This is a genomic window from Herbaspirillum sp. CAH-3 (assembly GCF_009668275.1).
In the GTDB taxonomy this organism is placed as follows: Bacteria; Pseudomonadota; Gammaproteobacteria; order Burkholderiales; family Burkholderiaceae_D; genus Herbaspirillum; species Herbaspirillum aquaticum.
The window spans coordinates 142,287-166,924 of the sequence record NZ_VSWE01000005.1; the positions used below are offsets into that span (position 1 = coordinate 142,287).

Genomic DNA, 24,638 nt, shown 5'->3' on the forward strand with positions numbered 1-24,638 from the left:
CATGCCCATGGACATCACCAACTCCCTGGCGGCACGCAGCCTGCGCAGCGTCTGGCATCCCTGCACCCAGATGCGCCAGCATGAACGCACGCCGCCCATTGCACTGGCCAGCGCACATGGCCCCTGGCTCGTCGATACCGACGGGCGGCGCTACTTCGACGCCATCAGTTCATGGTGGGTCAACCTGTTCGGCCATACCAACGCGCGCATCAATGCCGCCCTGGTCGAGCAGCTGGGACGGCTGGAGCATGCCATGCTGGCCGGTTTCACCCATGAGCCGGTGGTGCAGCTCTCCGAGCGGCTGGCAGCACGCACCGACCATGCGCTGGGGCATTGCTTCTTTGCCTCCGATGGTGCCTCGGCGGTGGAGATCGCACTGAAGATGAGCGTGCATGCATGGCGCAATGCCGGGCGTGCAGACAAGAACGAATTCATCTGCATCGCCGGCGGCTATCACGGCGAGACCGTGGGCGCGCTGGGCGTGACCGACACTCCCTTGTTCCGCAGCGCCTATGAGGCCTTGCTGCGCCCGGCCCATATCGCCGCCTCGCCCGATGCGCGCCTGGCCGGCCCCGGCGAAAACGCCGCCGATGTCAGCCGCCGCGCCCTGGCCGATGTGCAAAGGCTGCTGCAGGAACGCAGCGGGCGTATCGCCGCCATCATCGTCGAGCCGCTGGTGCAGTGTGCGGCCGGCATGGCCATGCATGATCCGGACTACGTACGCGGCCTGCGTGCCCTGTGCGATGCGCATGGGGCGCACCTGATCGCCGACGAGATCGCGGTCGGCTGCGGACGCACCGGCAGCTTCTTCGCCTGCGAACAGGCCGCAATCTGGCCGGACCTGCTGTGCCTGTCCAAGGGCATCAGCGGCGGCTACCTGCCGCTGTCGCTGGTGATGGCCAGCGACGCCATCTATGCGGCCTTCTATGACGATGACGTGCGGCGCGGCTTCCTGCATTCGCACTCCTACACCGGCAATGCCCTGGCCTGCCGCGCTGCCCTGGCCACGCTGGACATCTTCGAGCAGGACCAGGTGATCGAACGCAACGGCCGCATCGCCGCGCTGCTGGCGCAAGCCCTGCAGCCGCTGGCACAGGATGCCCGCGTGCAGCACGTGCGCCAGCGCGGCATGATCTGGGCCTGTGATGCGCGCATCGACGATGCGGCAACAGCAGCGGCGTTCCCACGCCGGCTTGCCCGGGAAGCTGCGCAGCGCGAACTGCTGGTACGCCCGATCGGTACCGCGCTCTATGTGATGCCGCCTTACATCATCGACGCGCAGCAGGCGCAGTGGCTGGGTGAACGGCTGCATGCCGCTTTCGATGCGGCACTCAACGGGAAGGAGAAGGCATGAACGGCCGCAGCTGTTTCGTCACCGGCACCGATACCGGCGTGGGCAAGACGCTGGTGGCCTGCGCACTGATCCACCTGCATGCGGCAAGCGGCTTGCGGGCCGGCGGCATGAAGCCGGTGGCCTCGGGGGCTTTCCTGCATGAGGGCGTGTGGTGCAACGAGGATGTGCAAGCCTTGCAGGCCGCCTCCAATGCCGCCTTGCCGGCGCAGCTGGTCAACCCCTACCTGCTGCGTCAGGCCACGGCGCCGCATATCGCGGCGGCGCGAGAAGGCGTGCAGGTCACGCTGGAACACCTGCTGCAATGCCATGCGCAGTTGCAATCGTCCTGCGATGTCCTGGTGGTGGAAGGTGCGGGAGGCTTCATGGTGCCGCTCAATGCCGAGCACAACAGCGATGACCTGGCAGTGCGACTGGGCTTGCCGGTGGTGCTGGTGGTGGGCATCCGCCTGGGCTGCATCAATCACGCCTTGCTCAGCGCGCAGGCCATCCGTGCCCGGGGCTTGCGCCTGGCCGGCTGGGTCGCCAACCATATCGATGCGGGAGAAAAACAGGGTGAGGCCATGGTGGCGTCGCTCATGCAGCGCCTGCGGGCGCCGCTGCTGGGCCGCCTGCCGTGGTTGCCGGGCATGACGGCGGCGCAGGCTGCTGCGCGTCTTACTTGGCCTGATCCATCCTGAGGCCACGGGCGAGCTCATTGCGCACCGCCGTGAAATGCTTGTCATGGATGGTGCGATAGCTGGCCAGTCCCAGCTCGGCCATCGAATTGGACAGCTCCACCAGTTCGGTGACGGCCTCTTCCGAATACAGGGCATCGACCTCATTGGCGTCGAGCCAGCGGCGGATGCGGCGTTCGCCGGAAAACACGAAGTCGCTCAGGCGCGCCCAGTGACCGCGCACGATGGCCGCCTCCTGGCCATCACGCCCGGCCAGTGCGCTGTCGACCTGGGTGACCAGCTGGCGCATGCTCTTGCCGCTGCCATCCGAAAGATAGCGCGTGATCTCCTCCTCAGTAGCGCAGTACCACAGCCAGAGGGCATTGAATGCGGTTTCGATCTGGGGACCGATCAAGGCAAAGGCCGAGGCGTGCACCGGCATGTCATTGCGCAGCAGCAGGATGATGCCGCAGTGGTGCTGCTGGGCCACGGTGAGGCAGCCGATGGCGGCGCAGGCACGGCGGTCATCGGGCAGCGGCTGGCCGTTGTATTCGGCCGAGATCCGATAGGCCAAGGACTGCGCCTTGGCCAGCAGGTGATCCAATTGCATGGGACGACTCCCCTTCGTGTGAGGGCACGTGTACGGACGACTTGTTGTTATTTTTTTCAGCTCACGCCAGTGGCGCCGTCGAGGACAATGCGGATCTTTCGGGCCAGTTCATCGTGGCGATAAGGCTTGTCGATGACGGCAAACTCGCCATCGGCGCCATGCCGCTCTATCGACTCACTGGCATAACCGGTAGTTAATAAAATTTTGATGGAAGGTATCATGCGCCGGGCCTCCCGCGCCAGTACCACCCCATTCATGCTGCCGGGCATGATCAGGTCGGTGAACAGCAGGTCCACCTTCGGCTCCGAACGCAGGACCTGCAGGGCTTGCGTCGGCGAGTTGACCATGCTGACACGGTAACCCAGGCTCTCCAGCATCGCCTGGGCCAGCTCGGCGACCTCGATTCTATCGTCTACCACCAGGACGTGCTCGTGGCCACCCTGGCTATGGGTGCGGTTGTCGTACTCGAAGGCGCCGCCGACCTGGTCCTGCGTGGCCGGGAAGTAGATCGAGACGGTCGTGCCACGGTCCATGCCCGATGAAATCCGCACCGAACCGCCGGACTGCTTCACGAAGCCATACACCATCGACAATCCCAGCCCTGTGCCCTTGCCTTCGTCCTTGGTCGTGAAGAAGGGATCCATCACGCGCGGCAGGATGTCGGGCGGAATGCCGGGGCCGTTGTCGGAAACGGCGATGCATACATAGAGGCCGGGTTTCACGCCCAGCTGGATCGCCCGATCTTCAGAAGTCAGGTCTTCATTGCTTGTATGGATGCGCACCGTTCCCTTGCCGGACATCGCGTCGCGCGCATTGATGAGCACGTTCAGCAGCGCCACTTCCATCTGGGTCGGATCGACGCGGCAATTCCACAAGCCTTGACCCAGCTCGGTTTGTACTTCGATGTCGCCACCGAGCGTGCGCTGCACGAGATCGGTAAAACCCTCCGTGAGCGAATTGAGGTTGATGGTGCGCCCCTCCAGCCGCTGCTTGCGGGCGAAGGCCAGCAATTGCTGGGTCAGCATGGCGGCCTTGCCGGAGGCCTTGCGGATGCTGTCCGTACTGCGCGCCACGCGGTCGAGGTCGGGCTTGTCGCTGCGCAGGGCCAGGTTGATGATGTCCAGGTAGCCGCTGATGACCTGCAGGAGGTTGTTGAAGTCGTGCGCGATACCGCCGGTCAGCTGGCCCAGCGCCTCCATCTTGCGCGCCTGGCCCAGCGCCTGCTCGGCGTCGCGGCGGCGGCTGATGTCCAGTTGGGAACTGAAGAAATACTTCAGCTCGCCATGCTGGTCATAGACCGGGGAAATGAAGAGCGCATTCCAGAAGGTGGAGCCGTTCTTGCGGTAGTTCAGCAGTTCGGTGGCGATTTCGCGGCGCTCGGCCACGGCTTCGCGGACCTGCGCCACGACCGACATGTCGGTTTCCGGGCCTTGCAGGAAGCGGCAATTCTTGCCCACCACTTCGGCGCGGCTGTAGCCGGTCATGTTGATGAAGGCATTGTTGACGAAGATGATCGGGTTGTCAGGCCGGTTCGGATCCGACACGATCATCGGCATGCGCGTCATTTCGACGGCGGCAAAAAAGATATCGTTGGCGTCATCGCCTACCGCGACCTTGGCGTGGTCGTTACGTATTCCTGCATCATTGAAGTCGTCGGCAGGCCAATGCACCGTGGGGTGCCTGGCGAATGTGGGCATTGTATTTTTCTCCGTTTGGCTGTTTTCGGTTGCAGTGAGGCAACGGGAAGCGAGCTGCTTTCAGGAGTTTGGACACGGAGTACCTCATCGGTTCCCCGCGATTTGCAACAGGAACGCGAGTGGCCTGTTACATCTTTTTGCCTGCCTGTCGCCAGCCTTGCCACAGGCGGGATTCCCATGGATGAGCTGGCCGCAGTGTCGTGCTTTCCTACGTCAACAAGCGGCCTTGATCCAGCGTATAAGAACGGTCGCTGACCATGGCCGCGAAGTGCGTATTCTGCTCGCACAACAGGATGGACATGCCGCGCTGCTTCAATTGCAGGATCATGCGGGCCATCTGCTCGACGATGACGGGCGCTACCCCTTCGGAGGGTTCGTCCAATAGCAACAACGCAGGATTTCCCATGAGCGTGCGGGCGATGGTGAGCATCTGCTGCTCGCCGCCGCTCATGCGTCCGCCAGGGCGATGGGGCATGGCGCCCAGGTTGGGGAAAAGCGCGAAGAGCGCCTGCGGGGTCCACCCCGGAACACCTGGGCGGGGCGGCTGGCGGCCGGTCTCCAGGTTCTGCAGCACGCTCAGTTCGGTGAAGATGCGCCGGTCCTCGGGGACGAAGCCCAGCCCCAGCCTTGCGCGCCGGAAAGGGGCCAGGGGCGTGATGTCACGTCCGTCCAGGGTGACCTTGCCCTGCGTGCCTTCGAGCAGGCCCATCAGCGCTTTGAGCGTGGTGGACTTGCCCGCGCCGTTGGGGCCGGTGAGTGCGACCACTTCGCCGCGTCCGACTTCCAGCGAGAGATCAAACAGGATATGCGCCTGCCCATAATAGGCATGCAAGCCCTGCACTTGCAGCAAGGGCGGCCTCATGCAGCGCTCCCGAAACTGGCGCCGGAACCGAAATAGACCTCGCGCACGCGGGCATCCTGGCGTACCGCATCCGGCTTGCCTTGTGCGATCAACTGGCCGCGTGCCAGCACGATGATCTCGTCGGCAAAGGCGAAGACCACATCCATGCTGTGCTCCGTAAACAGCACCGACAAGCCGCGTTCGCTGACCAGACGGCGCGTGAGGGCCATCAACGCCTGTCGCTCGCGCGGGGCCATGCCGGCCGTCGGTTCATCCATCAGCAGCAGGCGCGGCGCATTGGACAGCGCCATGGCCAACTCGACGCGTTTGATGTCGCCATAGGCCAGCACGCTGCAGGCGCGCCCTGCCTGGTCGGCCATGCCGACCTGCGCGAGCAGGTCCATGGCTTGTTCGCGCAGGCAGGCCGCCGCCGGACGCCACAATTGCCACAGCCGGCGATGATGCGAGAGCAAGGCAGCCTGGACGTTTTCCAGGACGGTGAGCGAGGCAAAGGCGGCCGAGACCTGGAAGGTGCGTCCCACCCCACGCCGCCAGATACGGCGGGCGTCGAGGCCGGCGATGTCTTGACCATCAAGCAGGACACGTCCGGCATCGGGGCGCAGCTGGCCGTTGATGACATTGAAGCAGGTCGACTTGCCGGCGCCGTTGGGCCCGATCAGCGCCAGCATCTGTCCGGCCGGCAGCGCGAAGGACACGCCGTCGAGCGCAGCGACACCCCCGAAAGACTTGCGCAGGCCATCGACTTGCAGCAGGCTCATGCGCCCTCCTCCTTCGCGGACGCACGCACGCCGCGCCATGCACCTGCGACGCCACCCGGGAACAGCAGTACCAGCAACAGGATCACGCCACCCAGCAAGGCGCGCCAGTAATCGGTCTCACGCGCCACCAGGTCTTGCAGCCAGGTAAACAGTGCCGCCCCCAGCAAGGGGCCCAGCAGGCTTTGCACGCCGCCCAGCAAGACCATGACCAGGCCATCGACCGAGCGCCCCACACTGGCCACTTCCGGCGAGATGCTGCCTTTGGAAAATGCGAACAGCACACCGGCCAGCCCGCAGAACAATCCGGCGATGGCAAAGCCACCCCATTGCAGGCTGCGCACGTCCATGCCCAGCGACTCGGCGCGCCCGGCCGCATCGCGCGCGGCACGCAAGGCCAGACCGAATGGCGCATGGATCACGCGCCGCAGGAGATGCACGCCCAGGGCGGCGCAGCCCAGGGCCAGGTAGTAATACGCCAAGGGCGAGGCCAGCGCGTCGGCGGGACGAATCCCGACCAGCCCGTTGCTGCCGCCGGTGAGGTCGTCCCACTGGAAAATGGTGGCCCAGACGATCTGGGCAAACGCCAGCGTGAGCATGGCCAGATAGACGCCCGACAGGCGCACGCAGAACCAGCCGAACAGGATGGCCCCGGCCATGGCCGCGAGCGCGCCGGCGAGCATGGCCAGCGGCATCGGCCACTGCAGTTTCAACGTGACCAGTGCCGCCGCATAGGCGCCCAGGCCGAAATAGGCCGCGTGACCAAACGACACCATGCCGCCCGGCCCCATCAGGAAATGCAGGCTGGCGGCAAAGAGGACGGCGATCAGGATCTCCACCATCAGCACCGGCAGATAGGGGAACCGGGTCGCCAGCAAAGGCAGGGCCAGCAAGACCAGCAGCGCAGCCCACCCCGCCAGGCGGGTCTTGCGGCCGGCTGCGCGCAGGGGCGCGTCATGGCCGGCCCCGCTGCGCACCAGCGCCAGCGGTTTGCCGAACAGGCCCCAGGGGCGCATCACCAGGATGGCCGCCATCACCAGGAATTCCACGACCAGGGTGAGGCGAGAGAGCGAGACCTCGATGCCGAACAGGGAGACATTGCCCAGTGCGATGCACAGCGCCTTGACCTCCGCGATCAGCAAGGCGGCAGCAAATGCGCCGCCAAGCGAGCCCATGCCACCGACCACCACCACCACGAAGGCATTGCCGATGGTATCGAGATCCAGAGCCAGGTTGGCCGGCATGCGTGGTCCCTGCACGGCGCCGCCCAGTCCTGCCAGGAAGCAGCCCAGCGCGAAGACGGCGGTGAACAGCCAGGCCTGGTTCACGCCCAGTGCGCCCAGCATTTCACGGTCCTGGGTGGCCGCACGGATGAGCGTGCCCCAGCGCGTGCGGTTGAGCAGCAGCCACAGCAGCCCGAACACCAGCGGGCCGATCACGATGAGCAGGAGGTCATACTGCGGCAGGCGCCGCCCCAGCAGATGCACGGCACCGGAGAGTCCCGGCGCACGTGGGCCGAACAGGTCTTCCGGGCCCCAGATCCAGAGCGCGGCGTCCTTGATGATCAGTACCAGGGCGAAGGTGGCCAGCAGTTGGAACAGTTCCGGCGCACGATAGATGCGGCGCAGGACCAGCACTTCCACCACGGCACCAAGCGCGGCCACGGTGAGCGCGGCCAGCAGCAGTGCGCCCCAGAAACCGAGGGCCGTGCTGCCCAAGCGCTCCACCAGGCTGTAGGCCACATACAGCCCCAGCATGTAGAAAGAGCCATGCGCGAAATTGACGATGCGGGTGACGCCGAAGATCAGCGACAGGCCCGCCGCCACCAGGAACATCGCGGAAGCATCGGCCAGGCCATTGAGCAGCTGGACGGTGAGACTGGCAAGCGTCATGGCATCAGGACTGGCCGCAGGCGGACAAGGACACGATCAGTGTGCGGATCAATCGGCCGGGCGCAGCTTCTTGACCTCGGCATCCGGCAACTGCAGGCTGGCACCGTCCACATAGCTGAAGCTGGTCATGATGCCGCGGCCGTCCTTGAGGCCGGTACGCCCCACGAAAGCCCCCAGCGTGGACTGGTGATCCTGCGGACGATAGACGATGGAAGCCACCGGGGTCTCCACCTTCAGGCCCGAGAAGGCGGCGGCGAGCTTGTCGGCATCGGTACTGCCCGCCTTCTTGATCCCGGCGACGATGGACATCAAGGCGCTATAGCCGACCAGCGAACCATTGCGCGGGGTGTCGTTGAATTTCTTGCGGTAGGCGTCCACAAACTTCTTGTGCTCGGGCGTGTTGATGGCATACCAGGGATAGCCGGTGACGATCCAGTTCTGCGGCGCTTCGTTCTTCAGCGGATCGAGGTATTCCGGTTCGCCGGTCAACAGCGACACCACCTCCACCTGGTCGAACAGGCCGCGCGTATTGCCTTCACGCACGAACTTGCCCAGGTCAGCAGCGAACAGCGCATTGAAGATGGCATCCGGTTTGGCATCGGCCAGCGCCTGCGTGACCGCACCGGCATCGATCTTGCCCAGCGGCGGCGCTTGTTCGGCCACGAATTCCACATCCGGCTGGGCTTGCTTGAGCAAGGTCTTGAAGCTGGCCACCGCAGACTGGCCATATTCATAGTTGGGATAGACGATGGCCCAGCGCTTCTTCTTCAGCTTGGCAGCTTCCTTCACCACGGAGGCCACCAGCATGTAAGTCGAGGGACGCAGGCGGTAGGTGTACTTGTTGCCGTTCTGCCAGACGATCTTGTCGGTCAGCGGCTCGGCCGCCAGGAAGAAGACCTTGTGCTGTTTGGCGTAATCGGTCAGCGCCAGCCCGGTATTGGAGAGGAAGCCACCAAAGAGCAATGCCACACGCTCGCGCGCCATCAGTTCTTCGGCCACGCGCACGGAGTCGCCGGGGTTGCCGTTGTCGTCGCGGGCGATCACTTCCAGCTTCTTGCCCAGCACGCCACCGGCGGCATTGACTTCATCCAGGGCCATCTCCCAGCCCCGGCGGTACGGCTCCAGGAACGCTGGCTGCGCCTTGTAGCTGTTGATCTCGCCGATCTTGATGGTGTCCTGCGCCTGGGCTGCGCCCGCAGAAAGATTCACGATGGTCGCGGCGCACGCCCACAGGAGGCCGCGCTGGAAGTTGAAATGGTTCACGTCATTCCCTTCTGGTGAGAGTGCCCGGGCCGCCGAGGCGCGCGGGGCGGGCGTAATGATAACCGCTGGCGCGGCCGTATGCAGATTACTTCACACGCTGTTTTTCCAGCTTGCGCGCCAGGGTACGACGGTGCATACCCAGGCGGCGGGCGGTTTCGGAGATGTTGAAGTCGGTTTCCACCAGCACTTCATGGATGCGTTCCCATTCCAGGGTCTTGATGGAGGTGGCGCGCGCGGGCAGCTCGACCTCCGACACGCCGGCCACATGGCCGAAGGCAGCTTCGATGTCGTCGGTATTGGAAGGTTTTGCCAGGTACTGGCAGGCGCCCAGCTTGATGGCTTCCACCGCCGTGGTGATGCTGGCGAAGCCGGTCAGCACGACGATGAGCATGGCTTCATCGTGGGCATGCAGCATCTGCACGCAAGCCAGGCCCGAGGCGTTGCCGCCCAGTTTGAGGTCGACCACGGCATAGCCGGGATTGTGTTCTTTCAGGTGGGCCGCCGCTTCCTCCTGGCTGGCGGCCAGCAGGACGGTGTAGCCGCGGCGCTCGAAGGAACGCCCCAAGGTGCGTGCGAAGGCGGCGTCGTCCTCGATGATCAGAAGCAGGCGATCAGCCGGCATGTGCATTTCCTATTTTTCTACTTTGCCAAAGCCGGTATTGTAAGGCGAGACGGCGCCGGACACCGGCGGCACCTGAAGAAAAAGGAAATGATTACAGTCAAAGCCGCGTCAGGCGCGGCTTGCGCCACATCAAGCGCCGGTGGGATAGTCCGGTACTTCGCTGCCCGGCGTCTCTTCGGTCAGCGGTGCCAGGCTGATGGCCGACAGCGGCAGCTCCAGCGTCACGCGCGCACCACCGGCGGCACGATTGCTGGCCCAGACCCGTCCACCCAGCTTGCGCGCCACGTTGACCACGAAGAACAGGCCCAGCCCGCGTCCCGGCTTGCCCTTGGTGGACTGGTAGGGCTTGCCGATCTGGTTGATCATCCAGTCGGGGAAGCCCGGGCCACGGTCGCTCACTTCCATGAGCAGCAGATCGCCTTCCCTGCGCACCTCCAGCGCCAGCCACTGCGGCGAGACCTCGAAGGCGTTGTCCAGCACGTTGCCCAGCATCTGCTTGATGGCCGAGTCGAAGGCCACCGGCACATCCTGCCCGATCAGGTTGCGGTATTCGAAGATCTCCACCGGGCGCGTCTTGCGCCAGTCTTCGGCAACGCTGTCGAGGAAGGTGTTGATGGTGGTCTTGATGGAGGATTCCCCGCGCGCCTCGCCGGCCGAGAGCAGCACGCCGCTGACGATGGATTTGCAGCGTTGCAGCTGGGCTTCCATCTCGGCGATGTCTTCCAGCATGTCGGCACGCTGGCTGATCTCGGGCATGCGCTTCCAGTCGCCCAGGATCACCGATACGGTGGCCAGGGGCGTACCCAGTTCATGGGCCGCACCGGAGGCCAGCAGGCCCATGCGCACGATGTGGTCTTCTTCCGCAGCACGCTGGCGCAGGTCGGCCAAGAGGGCATCGCCGGCACGCAGGTTGCTGCTGATGCGGGTGATGAAAAACACCATCAGCCCGGCATTGAGCAGGAAGCAGATCAGCGTGCCCTCCACATACAGGCTCAGCAAGCCGGCGTTGTGGTCCGGCGGCAGCGCCAGCGGCTCGGAAAAGAGCGCCAATCCCGCCAGGCAGGCCATGGTCACGGCGACGATGGCCCAGCTCGACCAGGGCTTCAGGAGCACGGCCGAGAGGATGATCTGCATCAGGTACAGGAAGGCGAAGGGATTGGTGATGCCGCCGCTCAGGTAAAGCTGGAAGGTCAGCACCGCCACGTCCACCAGCAAGGCCAGGAACAGTTCGGCATTGGTGGCGATGCGCCGCTCGTGCCAGCGCAGGTGGCTGGCGATGTTGAAGGCGATCAGGCAGGACAGCACCTCCAGCATGTGCGGCAGCGGCAAATGCAGGTCGAACACCAGCACCACGAAGGCAATCGTGGACACCTGCCCCAGCACCGCCAGCCAGCGCAGCTGGATCAGCAGCAGCATGTTCTGGTGGCCGGCCGGGTTCTGCTCGCCCTGGCGCAGGCGCTGCCAGCGCTCGCGCAGGGTCTTGCGCTTGGCGACGGTGTCGGAGGCGGTCATCGGTCAGCCACGGGCTTGTGCATCCTGGATGCGCTGGCGCCAGCGGCGCTCGTCGCGAATGACCCAGTAGCCCGCACCCAGCGACATCAACGCCAGGGCATACCAGGTCAGGGCGTACACCAGGTGACTGTTGTGGAAGGCAATCACGGTCAGGCCACCGACGGGTTTCTGTGCATCGGGAGCGCTGGCGGCATTGGCTTCTGACGAAGCCTTGTCGGCATCGACAAAATACGGCGCCACCTGCCCCACTGGCAGACCACGGGCTTGTGCAATGGCCTTCACATCACGTGAATACCAGCGGTTCTGTGCGGCGTCGTTGCTGCGCAGGAAACCGCCACCGTGCTCGCTCATGCGCAACAGGCCGGTCACTTCGTTCATCTGCCCCGCAGGCGCGTCCGGCAGCTGCGTGTCAGCCAGCTTGAGCGGCGAAACCGGCACGAAGCCGCGATTGACCAGCACCAGGCTGCCGTCGGCGGCCTGCAACGGCGTCAGCAGCCAGGCACCGCTGCCGAGGTCGGTACTGGCCTGCACGGCCACCGTCTTGCTGTACAGGTAGCGGCCACTCAAGACCACGCGCTTGTATTCATCCCGCTCGGCGCCGACATTCGGCCAGTCCTGCGGAGCGGGCGGTGCCACCAGTGCGGCGTGCACGCGGGCGTCCACCTTGGCGATGAGGTCCAGTTTCCATTGCAGGCGATAAACCTGCCAGGTTCCCAGGGCGGCGAAGACCAGAAAGAAAAATCCCGCCAAAAGCGTCAGCAACAACAAGCTGGCCTTTGTGCGGGATACCGGGGCGGCTTGCACCGCCCCGCTTTCTTTGCCTTGCTTCACGCCATTGCTTGGCGTTTGGCTCATTTCGATTGGGCTGCGCCGTGTTGCATGCCCTGCATGCCTTGCATCGACTGCGGCACGGTTTCGTTGGGCATGTTTTCCGGCGACATGGTCGGCATCATGTTGTGGTTCAGGTGATACATGACCCACAGCGAGCCGGACAGCGTGATGACCACGATGACGATGGTGAAGATCATCGCCAGCATGTTCCAGCCGCCTTCGGACTTGCCGTTCATGTGCAGGAAATACTTGATATGCACCACGATCTGCACGGCCGCGAAGGCCAGCAGTACGATGCCCAGGGTCGCCGAGCTGGCGATGGTCTTGTTCATGACCATCCAGAACGGGATCGCGGTCAGGATCACGGCCAGCACGAAGCCGGTAACGTAATCCTTCATCGTGCCGTGGGCGGCGTGGTCGCCATGACCATGACCATGGTCGTGACCGTGGCCGTGGTCGTCGTGGTGGCCCATCGGAAGGGCCGGGTGTTCTTGGTGGCCGCGGCTCATGGCAGGACTCCCATCAGGTAGACAAAGGTGAAGACGCCGATCCAGACCACGTCCAGGAAGTGCCAGAACATCGACAGGCACATCAGGCGACGGCCGTTGGCTTCGGTCAGGCCGTGCTTGTTGATCTGGAACAGCAGCACGACCAGCCAGATGATGCCGAAGGTCACGTGCAGGCCGTGGGTACCGACCAGCGCGAAGAACGAGGTCAGGAAGCCGCTACGGGTCGGGCCGGCGCCTTCGTGGATCAGGTGCAGGAACTCATACAGTTCGAAGTAGATGAAGCCAGCACCCAAGAGACCCGTGATGATCAGCCAGATGATGGTGTTCTGCTGCTTCTTGGCCTGCATGGCCAGCATGGCGAAACCGTAGGTGATCGACGACAGCAGCAGCAGCGCGGTGTTGAGCGCCACCAGCGGCAGGTCGAACAGCTCGGCGCCGGTCGGCCCGCCTGCATAGTTGCGGCCCAGGACGGCATAGCACGCAAACAGGCAGGCGAAGATCAGGCAATCGCTCATCAGGTAAATCCAGAAGCCCAGCAGGGTGCCGTTCTCCGGATGGTGATGGCGGACGAAATAGCGCGAGCTAGGCGTCGCGTCGGCCGTGTGGTTGATTGCTTCAGACATGGCTATTCAACAGACGTGTGCGCTCTGCTTCGACACGGACGACTTCGTCGGCCGGGATGTAGTAGTCGCGGTTGTAATTAAAGGTGTGCACGATGGTGGCCACGCACAGGGCGATGAAGCCGGCCACGGCGGGCAACCACATGTGCCAGATCATGGCGAAGCCAACAGCAGCGGACAGCGCGGCGATGATGAAGCCTGCACCGGTGTTCTTGGGCATGTGGATTTCCACGAAATCACCCAGCGGACGCTGATAGTTGTTCTTCTTCATGTCAGCCCAGGCGTCGTTGTCATGCACGACCGGGGTGAAGGCGAAGTTGTAAGCCGGCGGCGGCGAGGAAGTCGACCATTCCAGGGTACGGCCGTTCCACGGGTCGCCGGTCACATCGGCCAGCTTCTTGCGGTCGCGGATCGAGACGGCAATCTGGATGATGAAAGAAGCGATGCCCAGGGCGATCAGGCCAGCGCCCAGTGCTGCAGCCACGAACCAGATCTGCAGCGACGGATCGTCGAAGTGGCTCATGCGACGGGTCACGCCCATCAGGCCCAGCACGTACAGCGGCATGAAGGCCAGGTAGAAGCCGACCAGCCAGAACCAGAACGAGCACTTGCCCCAGAATTCGTTGAGCTTGAAGCCGAAGGCCTTCGGGAACCAGAAGTTGATGCCGGCGAACATGCCGAACACCACGCCACCGATGATGACGTTGTGGAAGTGGGCGATCAGGAACAGCGAGTTGTGCAGCACGAAGTCGGCCGGAGGAACGGCCAGCAGCACGCCGGTCATGCCACCGATGACGAAGGTGACCATGAAACCGATGGTCCACAGCATCGGCACTTCAAAGCGGATGCGGCCACGGTACATCGTGAAGAGCCAGTTGAAGATCTTGGCACCGGTCGGGATCGAGATGATCATCGTGGTGATGCCGAAGAACGAGTTCACGCTGGCGCCCGAACCCATGGTGAAGAAGTGGTGCAGCCACACCAGGTAGGACAGGATGGTGATCACCACGGTCGCGTACACCATCGAGGTGTAACCGAACAGGCGCTTGCCGCTGAAGGTCGACACGATTTCCGAGAACACGCCGAAGGCCGGCAGGATCAGGATGTACACCTCGGGGTGGCCCCAGATCCAGATCAGGTTCACGTACATCATGGCGTTGCCGCCCATGTCGTTGGTGAAGAAGTTGGTGCCGAAGACGCGGTCCAGGGACAGCATGGCCAGCACGGCGGTCAGCACCGGGAAGGCAGCCACGATCAGGACGTTGGTGCAAAGCGAAGTCCAGGTGAAGACCGGCATCTTCATCATGTTCATGCCGGGGGCGCGCATCTTGACGATGGTCACCACCAGGTTGATGCCGGAGAGCAGTGTCCCTACCCCGGCCACCTGCAAGGCCCAGATGTAGTAGTCCACCCCCACGTCAGGGCTGTACAGGATGCCCGACAGCGGCGGGTAAGCCAGCCAGCCGGTGCGGGCGAATTCGCCCACGAACAGCGAGGCCATCACCAGCAGCGCGCCGAAGGTGGTCATCCAGAAGCTGAAGTTGTTCAGGAAGGGGAATGCCACGTCGCGTGCACCGATCTGCAGGGGCACGACGTAGTTCATCAGACCGGTCACCAGGGGCATGGCCACGAAGAAGATCATGATCACGCCGTGGGCGGTGAACACCTGGTCATAGTGGTGCGGCGGCAGGAAGCCGGCGTTGTCGCCGAAGGCGATGGCTTGCTGCGCACGCATCATCAACGCATCGGCAAAGCCACGCAGCAGCATGACGATGGCCAGCACGATGTACATGATGCCGATGCGCTTGTGGTCGATACTGGTGAACCAGTCGCGCCACAACATGCCCCACAGGCGATATTTGGTGAGCAGGCCGAGTACGACTATGCCGCCCAGCGCCACCATGGCGAAGGTACCGATCAGGATCGGCTCATGGTATGGAATCGCTTCCAGACTGAGACGACCGAAGATCAGCTTTATCAGGTCAAAATTGTCAGACATCTTTACTTCCCGGGGAAAAAGGAAATTGGGGCGCAGCGGTGTTCTGCTGCGCTGATACGGCTACCAGGCAAGGAAATCATTCGGCCTTTTGCTGGCCCGGTTTCACGTTCAGGTCGGTGGCCATCATCTTGTCCATGCAAACCGTGTTGGGTGCTACGCAGCGGTTCACGATGGCGTGGAACAGTTCGGGCTCGACGCTGCCGATCAGGCGGGCAGGTTCGCGTTCGCTCGGCTGTTCCAGTTTCAGGTACTCGGCACGATCCAGCTTGCCGGAGCCTGCCTTGGCTTTCTGCACCCAGGCGTCAAAGCCGGCCTGGTCCAGGCCATGGAACTTGAAGCGCATGTGCGAGAAGCCGGCGCCGCTGTAGTTGGCCGAGAAGCCTTCATATTCGCCGGCCTTGTTGATGACGGCGTGCAGCTTGGTTTCCATGCTCGGCATCGCGTAGATCTGGCCTGCCAGTGCCGGGATGTAGAAGGAATTCATCACGTTGGAGGCAGTAATCTTGAACTGGATGGGAACATCCACGGGCGCCGCCAACTCATTGACAGTAGCGATACCCTGTTCCGGATAGATGAACAGCCACTTCCAGTCCAGCGCCACCACTTCCACCACCAGCGGCTTGACCTGGGGCGACAGCGGACGCTCGGCGTCGATGCGCGAGAGCGGACGGTACGGGTCCAGGGTGTGGGTGGTGATCCAGGTCAACAGGCCCAGGGCGATGATGATCAGCAGGGGTGCGCCCCAGATGACCAGTTCCAGGCGGGTCGAGTGATCCCAGTCCGGCTCGTAGGGAGCGGAAGTGTTGCTCTTGCGATAACGCCATGCGAACAGCAGCGTCAGGATGATCACCGGGACGATGATGAGCAGCATCAACGCGGTCGAGATGACGATCAGGCGTGCTTGCTGGTTAGCGATGTCGCCGGAAGGATTCATCACGACGGTGTTGCACCCAGCCAACAGAAGCGCAGGAAGCAGGAGCAATCCGCGACGGAGGATTTGAGAAACCATGAAGGAAAATTCCAGTCGTATGTATCAGAGCGTGGTAATGTAACGCCAATAAAGTGTGTTGGCGATTGGACGTTTTGTCCCACCCTGTCACTTGCCACCTGCCAGGTTGGGATTTGTAGCACGTACTGCGACTAAACCTCTAACAGTGGGAGACAAAGCCATGGCAAGCACCAGCATCCACAATGGTGAAGGTTCCGGTCAACTCCGGCCTCAATCCAGCAATCCTTCCACTCACCACGAACACGGCACGATCGAACCCGGTGAGATCGCGGTGGGCGTGGTGATCGGACGCGCGTCCGAGTACTTCGACTTCTTCGTCTATGCACTGGCTTCGGTGCTGGTGTTCCCGGCGGTTTTCTTCCCCAACGAACCGAAACTGGAAGGCACGCTCTACGCCTTCGTGATCTTTGCCTTCGCCTTCCTGGCCCGCCCCATCGGGACCACGATCTTCATGGCGATTCAAAAGCACTACGGCCGAGAGGTAAAACTGACGCTGGCGTTGTTCATGCTCGGCTTTTCGACTGCGGGCATTGCGTTATTGCCAACTTACGAACACATCGGTGTGTGGGCCATCATCTTGCTCTCGCTCTTGCGTGTCGGTCAAGGGGTAGCACTCGGCGGCGCGTGGGACGGCCTGCCTTCGTTGCTGGCGATGAACGCCCCGCCGGAGAAGCGTGGCTGGTATGCCGCGATGGGCCAGCTGGGCGCACCGCTGGGCTTCGTGATCGCCGCCAGCCTGTTTGCCTACATGCTGGCCACGCTGACCACGGCCGACTTCCTTGAATGGGGCTGGCGCTTCCCCTTCTACGTGGCCTTTGCCATCAACGTGGTCGCCCTGTTCTCGCGCCTGCGCCTGGTGTCGGCCCCGGAATACGCCCGGCTGCTCGATGAGCGCGAGCTGGAGCCGGCCGGTGTGGTAGAGCTGGCCACCACCCAGGGCCGCAACATCATCATCGGCGCCCTCGCCGCGCTGGCCAGCTATGCGCTGTTCCACCTCGTGACGGTGTTCCCGCTGTCGTGGATCAAGCTTTATTCGCTGCGTGAAGCGTCGGATTTCCTGGTGATCCAGATCTGGGGCGGATTGATCATGGCAGTGGGCATCCTCGTTTCGGGCGTGGTCGCGGATCGCTTCGGCCGCCGCAATACGCTGGGTTCGATGGCGCTGTTGATCGCGATCCTGTCGGCCTTCGTGCCGGCCCTGATGAACGGCGGTGAATCCGGCCAGAACACCTTCATCCTGATCGGCTTTGCCCTGCTGGGCCTGTCCTACGGCCAGGCTGCCGGTGCCGTGACGGCCAACTTCAAGACCCGTTATCGCTACACCGGCGCGGCCCTGACTTCAGACCTGGCCTGGCTGGTTGGTGCCGGTTTCGCCCCGCTGGTGGCGCTGGGCTTGTCGGCGCACTTCGGCATGGCCTATGTCAGCTTCTACCTGCTGTCGGGCGCGGTGGGTTCGCTGGCCGCACTGAGCCTGAACCGTGCGCTGGAAGCGCGGGATGACTGAGCCGCTCTGACATCCCCATCCCTGCGCGCAGGATGAAAAAACCCGGAAGGAAACTTCCGGGTTTTTTATTGCGCCGCGCGCGCGTGCGTGCGCGTGTACGTGAAATATCCTGCGAGCCTCAGGCAGGCGCGCCGCCATTGACCACCTCATGCACGAAACGCAGCTTCTCCAGCACCGGCGTGGACAGCGTGAAGGGATAGGAGTCCGGCATCCCGATGCTGCGATTGAGACTGTTGAGCACATAGGTCAGCGCAAACCATTCGCGAGCCAGTTCGTCAAAGGAACCGGCCGCCACCGGCGGCGCCTTGATGACCAGTTTCTGCTCGCCCTCATGGCGCGGCCGCAACTGCACGCCGCAGGCGTAGGCAGTCTCCAGGGTGTCGAACATATGAAGATAATGGGCCCAGGTCTCCGCCCAGTCTTCCCAGGGGTGGCTGCTGGCGTAGGCACTGACGAAGTTTTCTTCCCAGTCCGGGCGCGGGCCGTTCTCGTAGTGGACCTTGAGCGCTTCGCCATAATCCTGGCGCTCGTCGCCGAATTTCTCCCGGAACGGTGTGATCCAGTCGGTCGGCGCTACCAGCCGGTCAAAATAATAATGCCCGCTCTCATGGCGGAAATGCCCCAGCAGCGTGCGATACGGCTCGGCCATCTGCTCGCGCGCCTGTTCGCGGTAGGCGGGGTCGGCTTCAGCGATGTTGATGGTGATGACGCCATCGGCATGCCCGGTCAGTACCCGCTCGCCATGCGGAAGATCCTGCAGGAATTCGAAGGCCAGGCCGGCTTCTTCATCTTCCATCTTTGGGACCGGCTGCAATTGCAAGGTCCAGAGGGAATGCAGCAGGCGCCGCTTGGCCGTCTCCAGGCGGCTCCACAGCACGCGGTTATTGCCTTCGTCGAGATTGGGAATGACGCGGGTCAGGCGGCAGGAGGCGCACAGCTCGTGCGGCTCGCGCTCATCGAGCATCCAGTTGCAGATGTTCTCGCGCCAGTAATTGACGCACTGCTTGAATACCAGCCCCTCGTTCTGCGGCTTGACGCTGCGCCAGCGGCCGGGCCCCGCCTCAGCGGCGACAGAGTCAGCATCAGTTGCCGGTGCGACGGCCGGCTCCAGTGGCGAAAAACTGGCAATGGCCTGCAATTGGGGCTGGTAACCCAGCATCCAGCCACAGTTTCCACATACGGTATTTTCGAAGAAGACTTGCGCACTGCAATTGTCGCAATGAAAGGTTTTCATGGGCTCCCCCTGTGTTTATCGTCGTCGCCGGCGAACCATTGTCGCTGGCATCTGGCGTTGGAAGGGGAAAACCCGGATACGTTCCTGCACTCGGTGCCGGAAAAAAATGAAGCCTGGCGCAAGCCTCCGCGCCAGGCTGATGCAAGGGTGGGATCAGCCGGTCAGCCGATCACGCGCAGGGAGAAATCGGTTGCCTGGATATCCTTGGTCAGGCTGCCGATGGAGATGCGATCCACGCCGGTCTCGGCAATGGCGCGTACGGTCTGCAGGTTGATGCCGCCGGAAGCTTCCAGCAAAGCGCGGCCCGCATTGACGGCCACCGCCTCGCGCATCATGTCCAGCGAGAAGTTGTCCAGCAGGATCGATTCGGCGCCAGCCTGCAGGGCTTCGTTGAGCTCGGCAATGCTTTCCACTTCGACCTGGATGGTCACGCCGGCGTTGAGCTTCAAGGCGGCAGCCACGGCCGCAGTGATGCCACCGGCGGCCGCAATGTGGTTTTCCTTGATGAGGATGCCGTCATACAGCGCCAGCCGCTGGTTGGCGCCACCGCCCACACGCACTGCGTACTTCTGCGCCAGGCGCAGGCCGGGCAAGGTCTTGCGGGTATCGAGGATGGCCGCGCGGGTGCCCTGCACCACCTCGACATAACGCCGGGTAGCGCTGGCCACGCCCGAAAGCAGTTGCAGGAAATTGAGCGCACCGCGCTCGGCAGTCAGCAAGGCACGGGCCGGGCCTTCGATGGTGCAGACCTCGCTGTCGGCCGCCATCAGGTCGCCTTCCGCATAGCCCCAGCTGACCTGCAGGCGCGGATCGAGACGGGTCATTACCGCCTCGAACCAGGGCGCACCGCACAGCACGGCGGCTTCGCGCACGATGACGCGGGCCTTCACGAATTCGTTTTCCGGCACCAGAAGGCCAGTGTAGTCGCAGTCGCCCACATCCTCGGCGATGGCCTGGTTGACGTTGGCATCGAAAGCCGCATGCAGCGCGGCATCGAAAGGACCAAAGGGATTGCGCAGGTTGCTGGCCGCGATGGTCGAGGCAGTCTTGAGGGCGTGGAGCGTCATGCGGGGCCGATTCCTGCAAACAGTTGCTGTTCGTCTTCAAGGCGCGCCGAGGGGCGGACCTTGGCCTTGCGCTGGGCGGCAAAATCCAGCATGCGGTCAATGCACACGACAGCCTGCTTGCCGATCGCCGGGTCGACGTGGATTTCATTGGCGCCGGTTTCCAGCACGTGCAGCAGGTTCTGCAAGCCATTCATGGCCATCCACGGGCAATGCGCGCAGCTCTTGCAGGTGGCGCTGTTGCCGGCGGTCGGGGCATCAATGAACCGTTTGCCAGGCGCCGCTGCGCGCATCTTGTGCAGGATGCCGTTGTCGGTGGCGACGATGAAAGCGGGCGCATCGGAGGACTGCACCGCCGCAATCAGCTGTGACGTCGAACCGATCACATCGGCCTGCGCCACCACCGCCTCGGGCGACTCCGGGTGCACCAGCACCAGGGCGTCGGGGTGTTCGGCGCGCATCAGTTCCAGCTCGATGCCCTTGAATTCGTCATGCACCAGGCAGGAACCCTGCCACAGCAGCATGTCGGCGCCGGTCTGCTTCTGGATGTAGCTGCCCAGGTGCTTGTCCGGTGCCCACAGGATCTTCTTGCCCTGGGCATGCAGGTGCTGCACGATTTCCAGGCCGATGCCCGACGTCACCATCCAGTCGGCACGGGCCTTCACCGCTGCGCTGGTATTGGCATAGACCACCACGGTGCGGTCCGGATGCTGGTCGCAGAAGGCGGCAAATTCGTCGGCCGGGCAGCCCAGGTCCAGCGAACAGGTCGCGTCCAGGTCGGGCATGAGGATGCGCTTTTCGGGGCTGAGGATCTTGGCGGTCTCGCCCATGAAACGCACGCCGGCCACGACCAGGGTCTGGGCGGCATGGTCGCGGCCGAAACGTGCCATCTCCAGCGAATCCGAGACGCAGCCGCCGGTTTCCTCGGCCAGGTCCTGCAGGTCGCCATCGACGTAGTAGTGCGCCACCAGCACCGCCTGCTTCTCCTTGAGCAGCTGGCGGATGCGCGCCTTGAGCTGCGCGCGTTCCTCGGGGCTGGGCGTGGCCGGTACCTTGGCCCACGCATTGGCGGTACAACTGCCGCCGGTCTCCATTTGCGGTCGCTCGAACTCGACGACCTTGGTTGCTGTTGCTTGCATGGCGGTCAACAATGCTGTGCTGATGCGGTTGGGGGGAATTATTCGATGCCCTGGCTGGCCAGGTAGTCTTCGTAGCCACCCTGGAAGTCGATCACCTGGCCGTCCTTCACTTCGAGGATGCGGGTGGCCAGCGAGGACACGAATTCACGGTCGTGCGACACGAAGATCAGCGTGCCGGCGTACTTTTCCAGCGCGATGTTGAGCGACTCGATGGACTCCATGTCCATGTGGTTGGTCGGTTCATCCATCAGCAGCACGTTGTGGCGGCCCAGCATCAGCTTGCCGTACATCATGCGGCCCTTTTCGCCACCGGAGAGCACCTTCACCGACTTCTTCACATCGTCGCCCGAGAACAGCAGGCGCCCCAGAATGCCGCGCACGGCCTGGTCATCGTCGCCTTCCTGGGTCCACTTGCCCATCCAGTCGGTCAGGGTTTCGCCACCGGCGAATTCCTCGGTGGGATCCTGCGGCATGTAGCCGACGTTGGCGTTTTCCGCCCACTTCACCTCACCCGAATCCGGATGCAGGCCGGTCACGTCGCCGCCGATGCTGCGCAGCAGGGTGGTTTTACCCGCGCCGTTGGCACCGATGATGGCGATCTTCTCGCCGGCTTCGACCATGATGTTGAAGTTCCGGAAGATGTCGCGGTCGTAGGTCTTGGTGATGCTCTGGGTTTCCACGGCCAGGCGGTGCAGCTTCTTCTCGCCTTCAAAGCGCACGAACGGGTTCACGCGGGAAGACGGCTTGATGTCCTCGACCTTGATCTTGTCGATCTGCTTGGCGCGCGAAGTCGCCTGGCGGGCCTTGGACTTGTTGGCCGAGAAGCGGCGCACGAAGTCCTGCAGTTCAGCGACTTTTTCCTTGGCCTTGGCATTGGCGGCCAGCTGCTGGGCGCGGGCCTGCGAGGAAGCCAGCATGTAGTCGTCGTAGTTGCCCGGATAGATCTTCAGGGTGCCGTAGTCCATGTCGGCCATGTGGGTACAGACCTGGTTCAGGAAGTGGCGATCGTGGGAAATGATGATCATGGTGGAATTGCGCTCGTTGAGCACTTCTTCCAGCCAGCGGATGGTGTTGATGTCCAGGTTGTTGGTCGGTTCGTCCAGCAGCAGGATGTCCGGGTTGGAGAACAGGGCCTGGGCCAGCAGCACGCGCAGCTTCCAGCCGGGTGCGACATTGCTCATCGGTCCGTTGTGCTGTTCGATGGGCACGCCCACGCCCAGCAGCAGCTCGCCCGCACGCGCTTCGGCGGTGTAGCCGTCGTATTCGGCGAACTTGGCTTCCAGGTCGGCCGCCTTCATGTAATCGTCGTCGGTGGCATCCGGATTGGCATAGATCGCATCGCGTTCGGACATGGCCGCCCACATTTCCACGTGGCCCATCATGACCACATCCAGCACGCGCATTTCTTCATAGGCGAACTGATCCTGGCGCAGCTTGCCCAGGCGCTCATTGACGTCCAGGCTGACATTGCCGCCCGACGGTTCCAGGTCGCCGCCCAGGATCTTCATGAAAGTGGATTTGCCGCAGCCATTGGCGCCGATCAGGCCATAGCGATTGCCATCGCCGAACTTGACGGAAATGTTCTCGAACAACGGCTTGGCGCCGAACTGCATGGTGATGTTTGCGGTGGATAGCACTGCGAAAACCTTTTCAAAAATGTAACTTGCGTATGCCAGCCAGCAAGCTTGGCCGGGCGCGCGAAACCGGGCATTTTACCACTGCACGCCTGATGCGGCTTGCATCGCGGTGCCTGAGCACCGCCAAAATCTTGCCAAACTTCCATGTTTGCGCTGCTCATCGCACACGGCCGGCTTACAATTCCCGGGATTTTTACGCCACCCGGCAGGCTCTGACCCATTTTGTCACTCAGGAAACCGCAAGCATGAAGCGAGCCATCATCCCCGCCATCGCCCTCCTCGCCTGGTCCACGCTGTCCGCGATGCCGGCGCAAGCGGCCGACACCGGCTACAACGTCTGGACCAACGAATACAGCGTCTCCCGCCAGCAGCTGCAGACGGCCATCGCCCCGCAATTCCCGCGCAAGCTGCGCTATATGGACATTTTCGATGTCACCCTGAGCAATCCGCGCCTGGGCATGCTGCCGGCCGAAAACCGCATGAATACCGTGGTGGACGCCCAGATCGCCAATCCCTTGCTGCTGCAGCGCCCGGTCAATGCGGTGCTGACCCTGAGCAGCGCCTTCAAGTACGATCCGGCCACGCGCTCGTTGCGGCTCGATGCACCCAAGGTGGACAAGGTCGACAGCACCGACCTGCCGCCGCAATACGCGCAACAGCTCACGGCGCTGGGCAATGCCGCTGCCGACCAGTTCCTGCGCGACTATGCGCTCTACACCTTCAAGCCGGAACAGCTGCAGATGAACGGCAAGACCTTCGAGCCCGGCAAGATCACGGTCGAACAGGACGCGGTGAAGGTAGAAATCAAGGAAAAGTGACGTTTCCTTCAGTGACTACCCAGGCAGCCCGGCGAGCCGCCTGCAGCCTCAGCGCCGGGCCAGGGTGGGATAATCCGACAGGGTCAAGGTGAAACCTTCTGCACCGCGGGCGTCCAGTTCCGCGTGCGCGCCCAGCGGCAGCGTCACCAGATCGCGCACATGGCCGAAAGGCAGGCCGGTCACGATGGGGGTGGCGATGCGCTGGCGCAGGAACGCCAGCATTTCGGTGAAATCGTAGCCATTGTCGATCTCGGCCAGGCGGTAGGCGGAGAAGTCGCCCAGCAGGACCGCCTTCTGCCTGGCCAGCAGGCCTGCCTGCTCCAGCTGCAGGATCATGCGCTCGACCCGGAAGGGATGTTCATTCACATCCTCCAGGAACAGAATCCCGCCTTCAATCGGGGGAAACTGCGGATGGCCGACCATATGCGCCATCATCGCCAGATTGCCGCCCCACAGCTTGCCTGCGCACTTCAGCACCGGACTCATCGGATCGGTACGGCGGTCCCCATTGGGGGCGCGATCTGCCGCAGCCTGTCCCGCATAGTTGCGCACCACCACCTGCGGCGAAGTCAGCGTGCGCCAGAAAGTCGCCAGCGCGGCCCAGTCGGGCGATTCGGCGCCGAAATCACCGGAAAGCATCGGCCCCTGGAAACCGGCATAACCGGATTGCGCCAGCAGGCAGCACTGCAAGGCCGTGAAATCACTGTAGCCGACCAGCAGCTTGCCGCTGGCGGCCAGGGCGGGAATATCCAGCGCGGACAGGATGCGGCTCATGCCGTAGGAGCCGCGCAGGCCCATGATGACCTCGATTTCCGGGTCGGCCGCCGCTTCCATCAGTTGCGCCGCGCGCCGCTCATCGGTGGCGCCGAAGCGTTGGTAACGCTGGGCATGATCGTAGAAATTGCGCACCCGGCAGCCCAGCGATTCCAGCAAGGCAACGCCACGCTGCACGCCAGCGGGATCCAGCCCGGCATGCCCGCAGGGCGCCACGATGGCCACTCCGGTTCCCGGCGGGACCAGTCCTTCCAGCAATTCACGGCCAGCAGTTGCCATC

General features: G+C 63.4%; 22 protein-coding genes. 4 read left to right on the forward strand and 18 right to left on the reverse strand.

Annotated features, from left to right (window positions below):
• Position 1: 1 nt before the first annotated feature.
• Together bioA and bioD are read left to right on the forward strand one after the other, a co-directional pair.
• Complete coding sequence (gene bioA, locus FYB76_RS08090) at positions 2-1,354, forward strand: adenosylmethionine--8-amino-7-oxononanoate transaminase (protein WP_370516324.1); 1,353 nt, start codon at positions 2-4, stop codon at positions 1,352-1,354.
• On the forward strand, positions 1,351-2,031 hold the full coding sequence (gene bioD / locus FYB76_RS08095; RefSeq protein WP_154133306.1) for a dethiobiotin synthase: 681 nt from the start codon (positions 1,351-1,353) through the stop codon (positions 2,029-2,031). Before bioA ends, bioD begins: the two co-directional genes overlap by 4 nt.
• Here the strand turns inward: bioD and FYB76_RS08100 are convergent.
• From FYB76_RS08100 to cyoA, 13 genes are all read right to left on the reverse strand, one after another.
• Positions 2,009-2,617 carry a hypothetical protein gene (locus FYB76_RS08100; protein ID WP_154133307.1) on the reverse strand — a complete coding sequence of 203 codons (609 nt, stop codon included), beginning with the start codon at positions 2,615-2,617 and terminating at the stop codon, positions 2,009-2,011. The genes bioD and FYB76_RS08100 overlap by 23 nt on opposite strands.
• Positions 2,618-2,673: 56 nt before the next feature.
• Positions 2,674-4,314, reverse strand: a complete 1,641-nt coding sequence (locus FYB76_RS08105; RefSeq protein ID WP_088754444.1) for a histidine kinase famiy protein — start codon at positions 4,312-4,314, stop codon at positions 2,674-2,676.
• A 208-nt stretch (positions 4,315-4,522) separates the two neighbouring features.
• Complete coding sequence (locus FYB76_RS08110) at positions 4,523-5,176, reverse strand: ABC transporter ATP-binding protein (protein WP_154133308.1); 654 nt, start codon at positions 5,174-5,176, stop codon at positions 4,523-4,525.
• Positions 5,173-5,934 carry an ABC transporter ATP-binding protein gene (locus FYB76_RS08115; protein WP_154133309.1) on the reverse strand — a complete coding sequence of 254 codons (762 nt, stop codon included), beginning with the start codon at positions 5,932-5,934 and terminating at the stop codon, positions 5,173-5,175. Before FYB76_RS08115 ends, FYB76_RS08110 begins: the two co-directional genes overlap by 4 nt.
• Entirely contained in the window at positions 5,931-7,823 is a 1,893-nt protein-coding gene (locus FYB76_RS08120) for an ABC transporter permease (protein WP_154133310.1), read from the reverse strand. The genes FYB76_RS08115 and FYB76_RS08120 overlap by 4 nt, the downstream gene beginning before the upstream one ends.
• A 48-nt stretch (positions 7,824-7,871) precedes the next feature.
• Complete coding sequence (locus FYB76_RS08125) at positions 7,872-9,056, reverse strand: ABC transporter substrate-binding protein (RefSeq protein ID WP_154133404.1); 1,185 nt, start codon at positions 9,054-9,056, stop codon at positions 7,872-7,874.
• Positions 9,057-9,171: 115 nt separating this feature from the next.
• On the reverse strand, positions 9,172-9,708 hold the full coding sequence (locus tag FYB76_RS08130) for a response regulator transcription factor (RefSeq protein ID WP_088754439.1): 537 nt from the start codon (positions 9,706-9,708) through the stop codon (positions 9,172-9,174).
• A 129-nt stretch (positions 9,709-9,837) separates the two neighbouring features.
• On the reverse strand, positions 9,838-11,220 hold the full coding sequence (locus FYB76_RS08135) for an ATP-binding protein (RefSeq protein WP_154133311.1): 1,383 nt from the start codon (positions 11,218-11,220) through the stop codon (positions 9,838-9,840).
• Positions 11,221-11,223: 3 nt separating this feature from the next.
• Positions 11,224-12,075: an SURF1 family protein gene (locus tag FYB76_RS08140; RefSeq protein WP_154133312.1), complete on the reverse strand. Its 852-nt coding sequence runs from the start codon at positions 12,073-12,075 to the stop codon at positions 11,224-11,226.
• On the reverse strand, positions 12,072-12,560 hold the full coding sequence (gene cyoD / locus FYB76_RS08145) for a cytochrome o ubiquinol oxidase subunit IV (protein WP_154133313.1): 489 nt from the start codon (positions 12,558-12,560) through the stop codon (positions 12,072-12,074). The genes FYB76_RS08140 and cyoD overlap by 4 nt, the downstream gene beginning before the upstream one ends.
• Positions 12,557-13,183, reverse strand: coding sequence for a cytochrome o ubiquinol oxidase subunit III (gene cyoC, locus FYB76_RS08150; protein ID WP_088754435.1), 627 nt, complete (start codon positions 13,181-13,183; stop codon positions 12,557-12,559). The genes cyoD and cyoC overlap by 4 nt, the downstream gene beginning before the upstream one ends.
• Positions 13,176-15,179, reverse strand: a complete 2,004-nt coding sequence (gene cyoB / locus FYB76_RS08155) for a cytochrome o ubiquinol oxidase subunit I (protein WP_088754434.1) — start codon at positions 15,177-15,179, stop codon at positions 13,176-13,178. Before cyoB ends, cyoC begins: the two co-directional genes overlap by 8 nt.
• Before the next feature lie 76 nt (positions 15,180-15,255).
• On the reverse strand, positions 15,256-16,188 hold the full coding sequence (gene cyoA, locus FYB76_RS08160) for a ubiquinol oxidase subunit II (protein WP_154133314.1): 933 nt from the start codon (positions 16,186-16,188) through the stop codon (positions 15,256-15,258).
• A 160-nt stretch (positions 16,189-16,348) separates the two neighbouring features.
• Here cyoA and FYB76_RS08165 point away from each other — a divergent pair, with 160 nt between their 5' ends.
• Positions 16,349-17,692, forward strand: coding sequence for an MFS transporter (locus FYB76_RS08165; RefSeq protein ID WP_154133315.1), 1,344 nt, complete (start codon positions 16,349-16,351; stop codon positions 17,690-17,692).
• A 118-nt stretch (positions 17,693-17,810) separates the two neighbouring features.
• Here the strand turns inward: FYB76_RS08165 and FYB76_RS08170 are convergent, their stop codons facing one another.
• From FYB76_RS08170 to FYB76_RS08185, 4 genes are all read right to left on the reverse strand, one after another.
• The gene (locus FYB76_RS08170) at positions 17,811-18,926 is read right to left on the reverse strand and encodes a putative zinc-binding metallopeptidase (RefSeq protein ID WP_154133316.1); all 1,116 of its coding nucleotides are present in this window, start codon (positions 18,924-18,926) and stop codon (positions 17,811-17,813) included.
• 161 nt (positions 18,927-19,087) lie between these two features.
• Entirely contained in the window at positions 19,088-19,993 is a 906-nt protein-coding gene (gene nadC, locus FYB76_RS08175; RefSeq protein WP_088754431.1) for a carboxylating nicotinate-nucleotide diphosphorylase, read from the reverse strand.
• Positions 19,990-21,129, reverse strand: coding sequence for a quinolinate synthase NadA (gene nadA / locus FYB76_RS08180; protein WP_154133317.1), 1,140 nt, complete (start codon positions 21,127-21,129; stop codon positions 19,990-19,992). Before nadA ends, nadC begins: the two co-directional genes overlap by 4 nt.
• A gap of 38 nt (positions 21,130-21,167) precedes the next feature.
• Positions 21,168-22,766 (reverse strand): ABC-F family ATPase, encoded by a 1,599-nt coding sequence (locus FYB76_RS08185; protein ID WP_088754429.1) that lies wholly within the window; start codon positions 22,764-22,766, stop codon positions 21,168-21,170.
• Between the two features lie 245 nt (positions 22,767-23,011).
• On the opposite strand from FYB76_RS08185, the gene FYB76_RS08190 reads away from it, so the two are divergent.
• A complete protein-coding gene (locus FYB76_RS08190; RefSeq protein ID WP_088754428.1) occupies positions 23,012-23,584 on the forward strand; it encodes a DUF1439 domain-containing protein in 573 nt (190 codons plus the stop codon).
• A 48-nt stretch (positions 23,585-23,632) separates the two neighbouring features.
• On the opposite strand, the gene ldcA is transcribed toward FYB76_RS08190, so the two are convergent.
• Complete coding sequence (gene ldcA / locus FYB76_RS08195; protein ID WP_154133405.1) at positions 23,633-24,637, reverse strand: muramoyltetrapeptide carboxypeptidase; 1,005 nt, start codon at positions 24,635-24,637, stop codon at positions 23,633-23,635.
• Between the last annotated feature and the right edge of the window lies 1 nt (position 24,638).

Coding starts and splice junctions, on each gene's coding strand:
- bioA (WP_370516324.1), top strand. CDS start 2: ATGCCCATGGACATCACCAACTCCCTGGCGGCACGCAGCCTGCGCAGC.
- bioD (WP_154133306.1), top strand. CDS start 1,351: ATGAACGGCCGCAGCTGTTTCGTCACCGGCACCGATACCGGCGTGGGC.
- FYB76_RS08100 (WP_154133307.1), bottom strand. CDS start 2,617: ATGCAATTGGATCACCTGCTGGCCAAGGCGCAGTCCTTGGCCTATCGG.
- FYB76_RS08105 (WP_088754444.1), bottom strand. CDS start 4,314: ATGCCCACATTCGCCAGGCACCCCACGGTGCATTGGCCTGCCGACGAC.
- FYB76_RS08110 (WP_154133308.1), bottom strand. CDS start 5,176: ATGAGGCCGCCCTTGCTGCAAGTGCAGGGCTTGCATGCCTATTATGGG.
- FYB76_RS08115 (WP_154133309.1), bottom strand. CDS start 5,934: ATGAGCCTGCTGCAAGTCGATGGCCTGCGCAAGTCTTTCGGGGGTGTC.
- FYB76_RS08120 (WP_154133310.1), bottom strand. CDS start 7,823: ATGACGCTTGCCAGTCTCACCGTCCAGCTGCTCAATGGCCTGGCCGAT.
- FYB76_RS08130 (WP_088754439.1), bottom strand. CDS start 9,708: ATGCCGGCTGATCGCCTGCTTCTGATCATCGAGGACGACGCCGCCTTC.
- FYB76_RS08135 (WP_154133311.1), bottom strand. CDS start 11,220: ATGACCGCCTCCGACACCGTCGCCAAGCGCAAGACCCTGCGCGAGCGC.
- FYB76_RS08140 (WP_154133312.1), bottom strand. CDS start 12,075: ATGAGCCAAACGCCAAGCAATGGCGTGAAGCAAGGCAAAGAAAGCGGG.
- cyoD (WP_154133313.1), bottom strand. CDS start 12,560: ATGAGCCGCGGCCACCAAGAACACCCGGCCCTTCCGATGGGCCACCAC.
- cyoC (WP_088754435.1), bottom strand. CDS start 13,183: ATGTCTGAAGCAATCAACCACACGGCCGACGCGACGCCTAGCTCGCGC.
- cyoB (WP_088754434.1), bottom strand. CDS start 15,179: ATGTCTGACAATTTTGACCTGATAAAGCTGATCTTCGGTCGTCTCAGT.
- cyoA (WP_154133314.1), bottom strand. CDS start 16,188: ATGGTTTCTCAAATCCTCCGTCGCGGATTGCTCCTGCTTCCTGCGCTT.
- FYB76_RS08165 (WP_154133315.1), top strand. CDS start 16,349: ATGGCAAGCACCAGCATCCACAATGGTGAAGGTTCCGGTCAACTCCGG.
- FYB76_RS08170 (WP_154133316.1), bottom strand. CDS start 18,926: ATGAAAACCTTTCATTGCGACAATTGCAGTGCGCAAGTCTTCTTCGAA.
- nadC (WP_088754431.1), bottom strand. CDS start 19,993: ATGACGCTCCACGCCCTCAAGACTGCCTCGACCATCGCGGCCAGCAAC.
- nadA (WP_154133317.1), bottom strand. CDS start 21,129: ATGCAAGCAACAGCAACCAAGGTCGTCGAGTTCGAGCGACCGCAAATG.
- FYB76_RS08190 (WP_088754428.1), top strand. CDS start 23,012: ATGAAGCGAGCCATCATCCCCGCCATCGCCCTCCTCGCCTGGTCCACG.
- ldcA (WP_154133405.1), bottom strand. CDS start 24,637: ATGGCAACTGCTGGCCGTGAATTGCTGGAAGGACTGGTCCCGCCGGGA.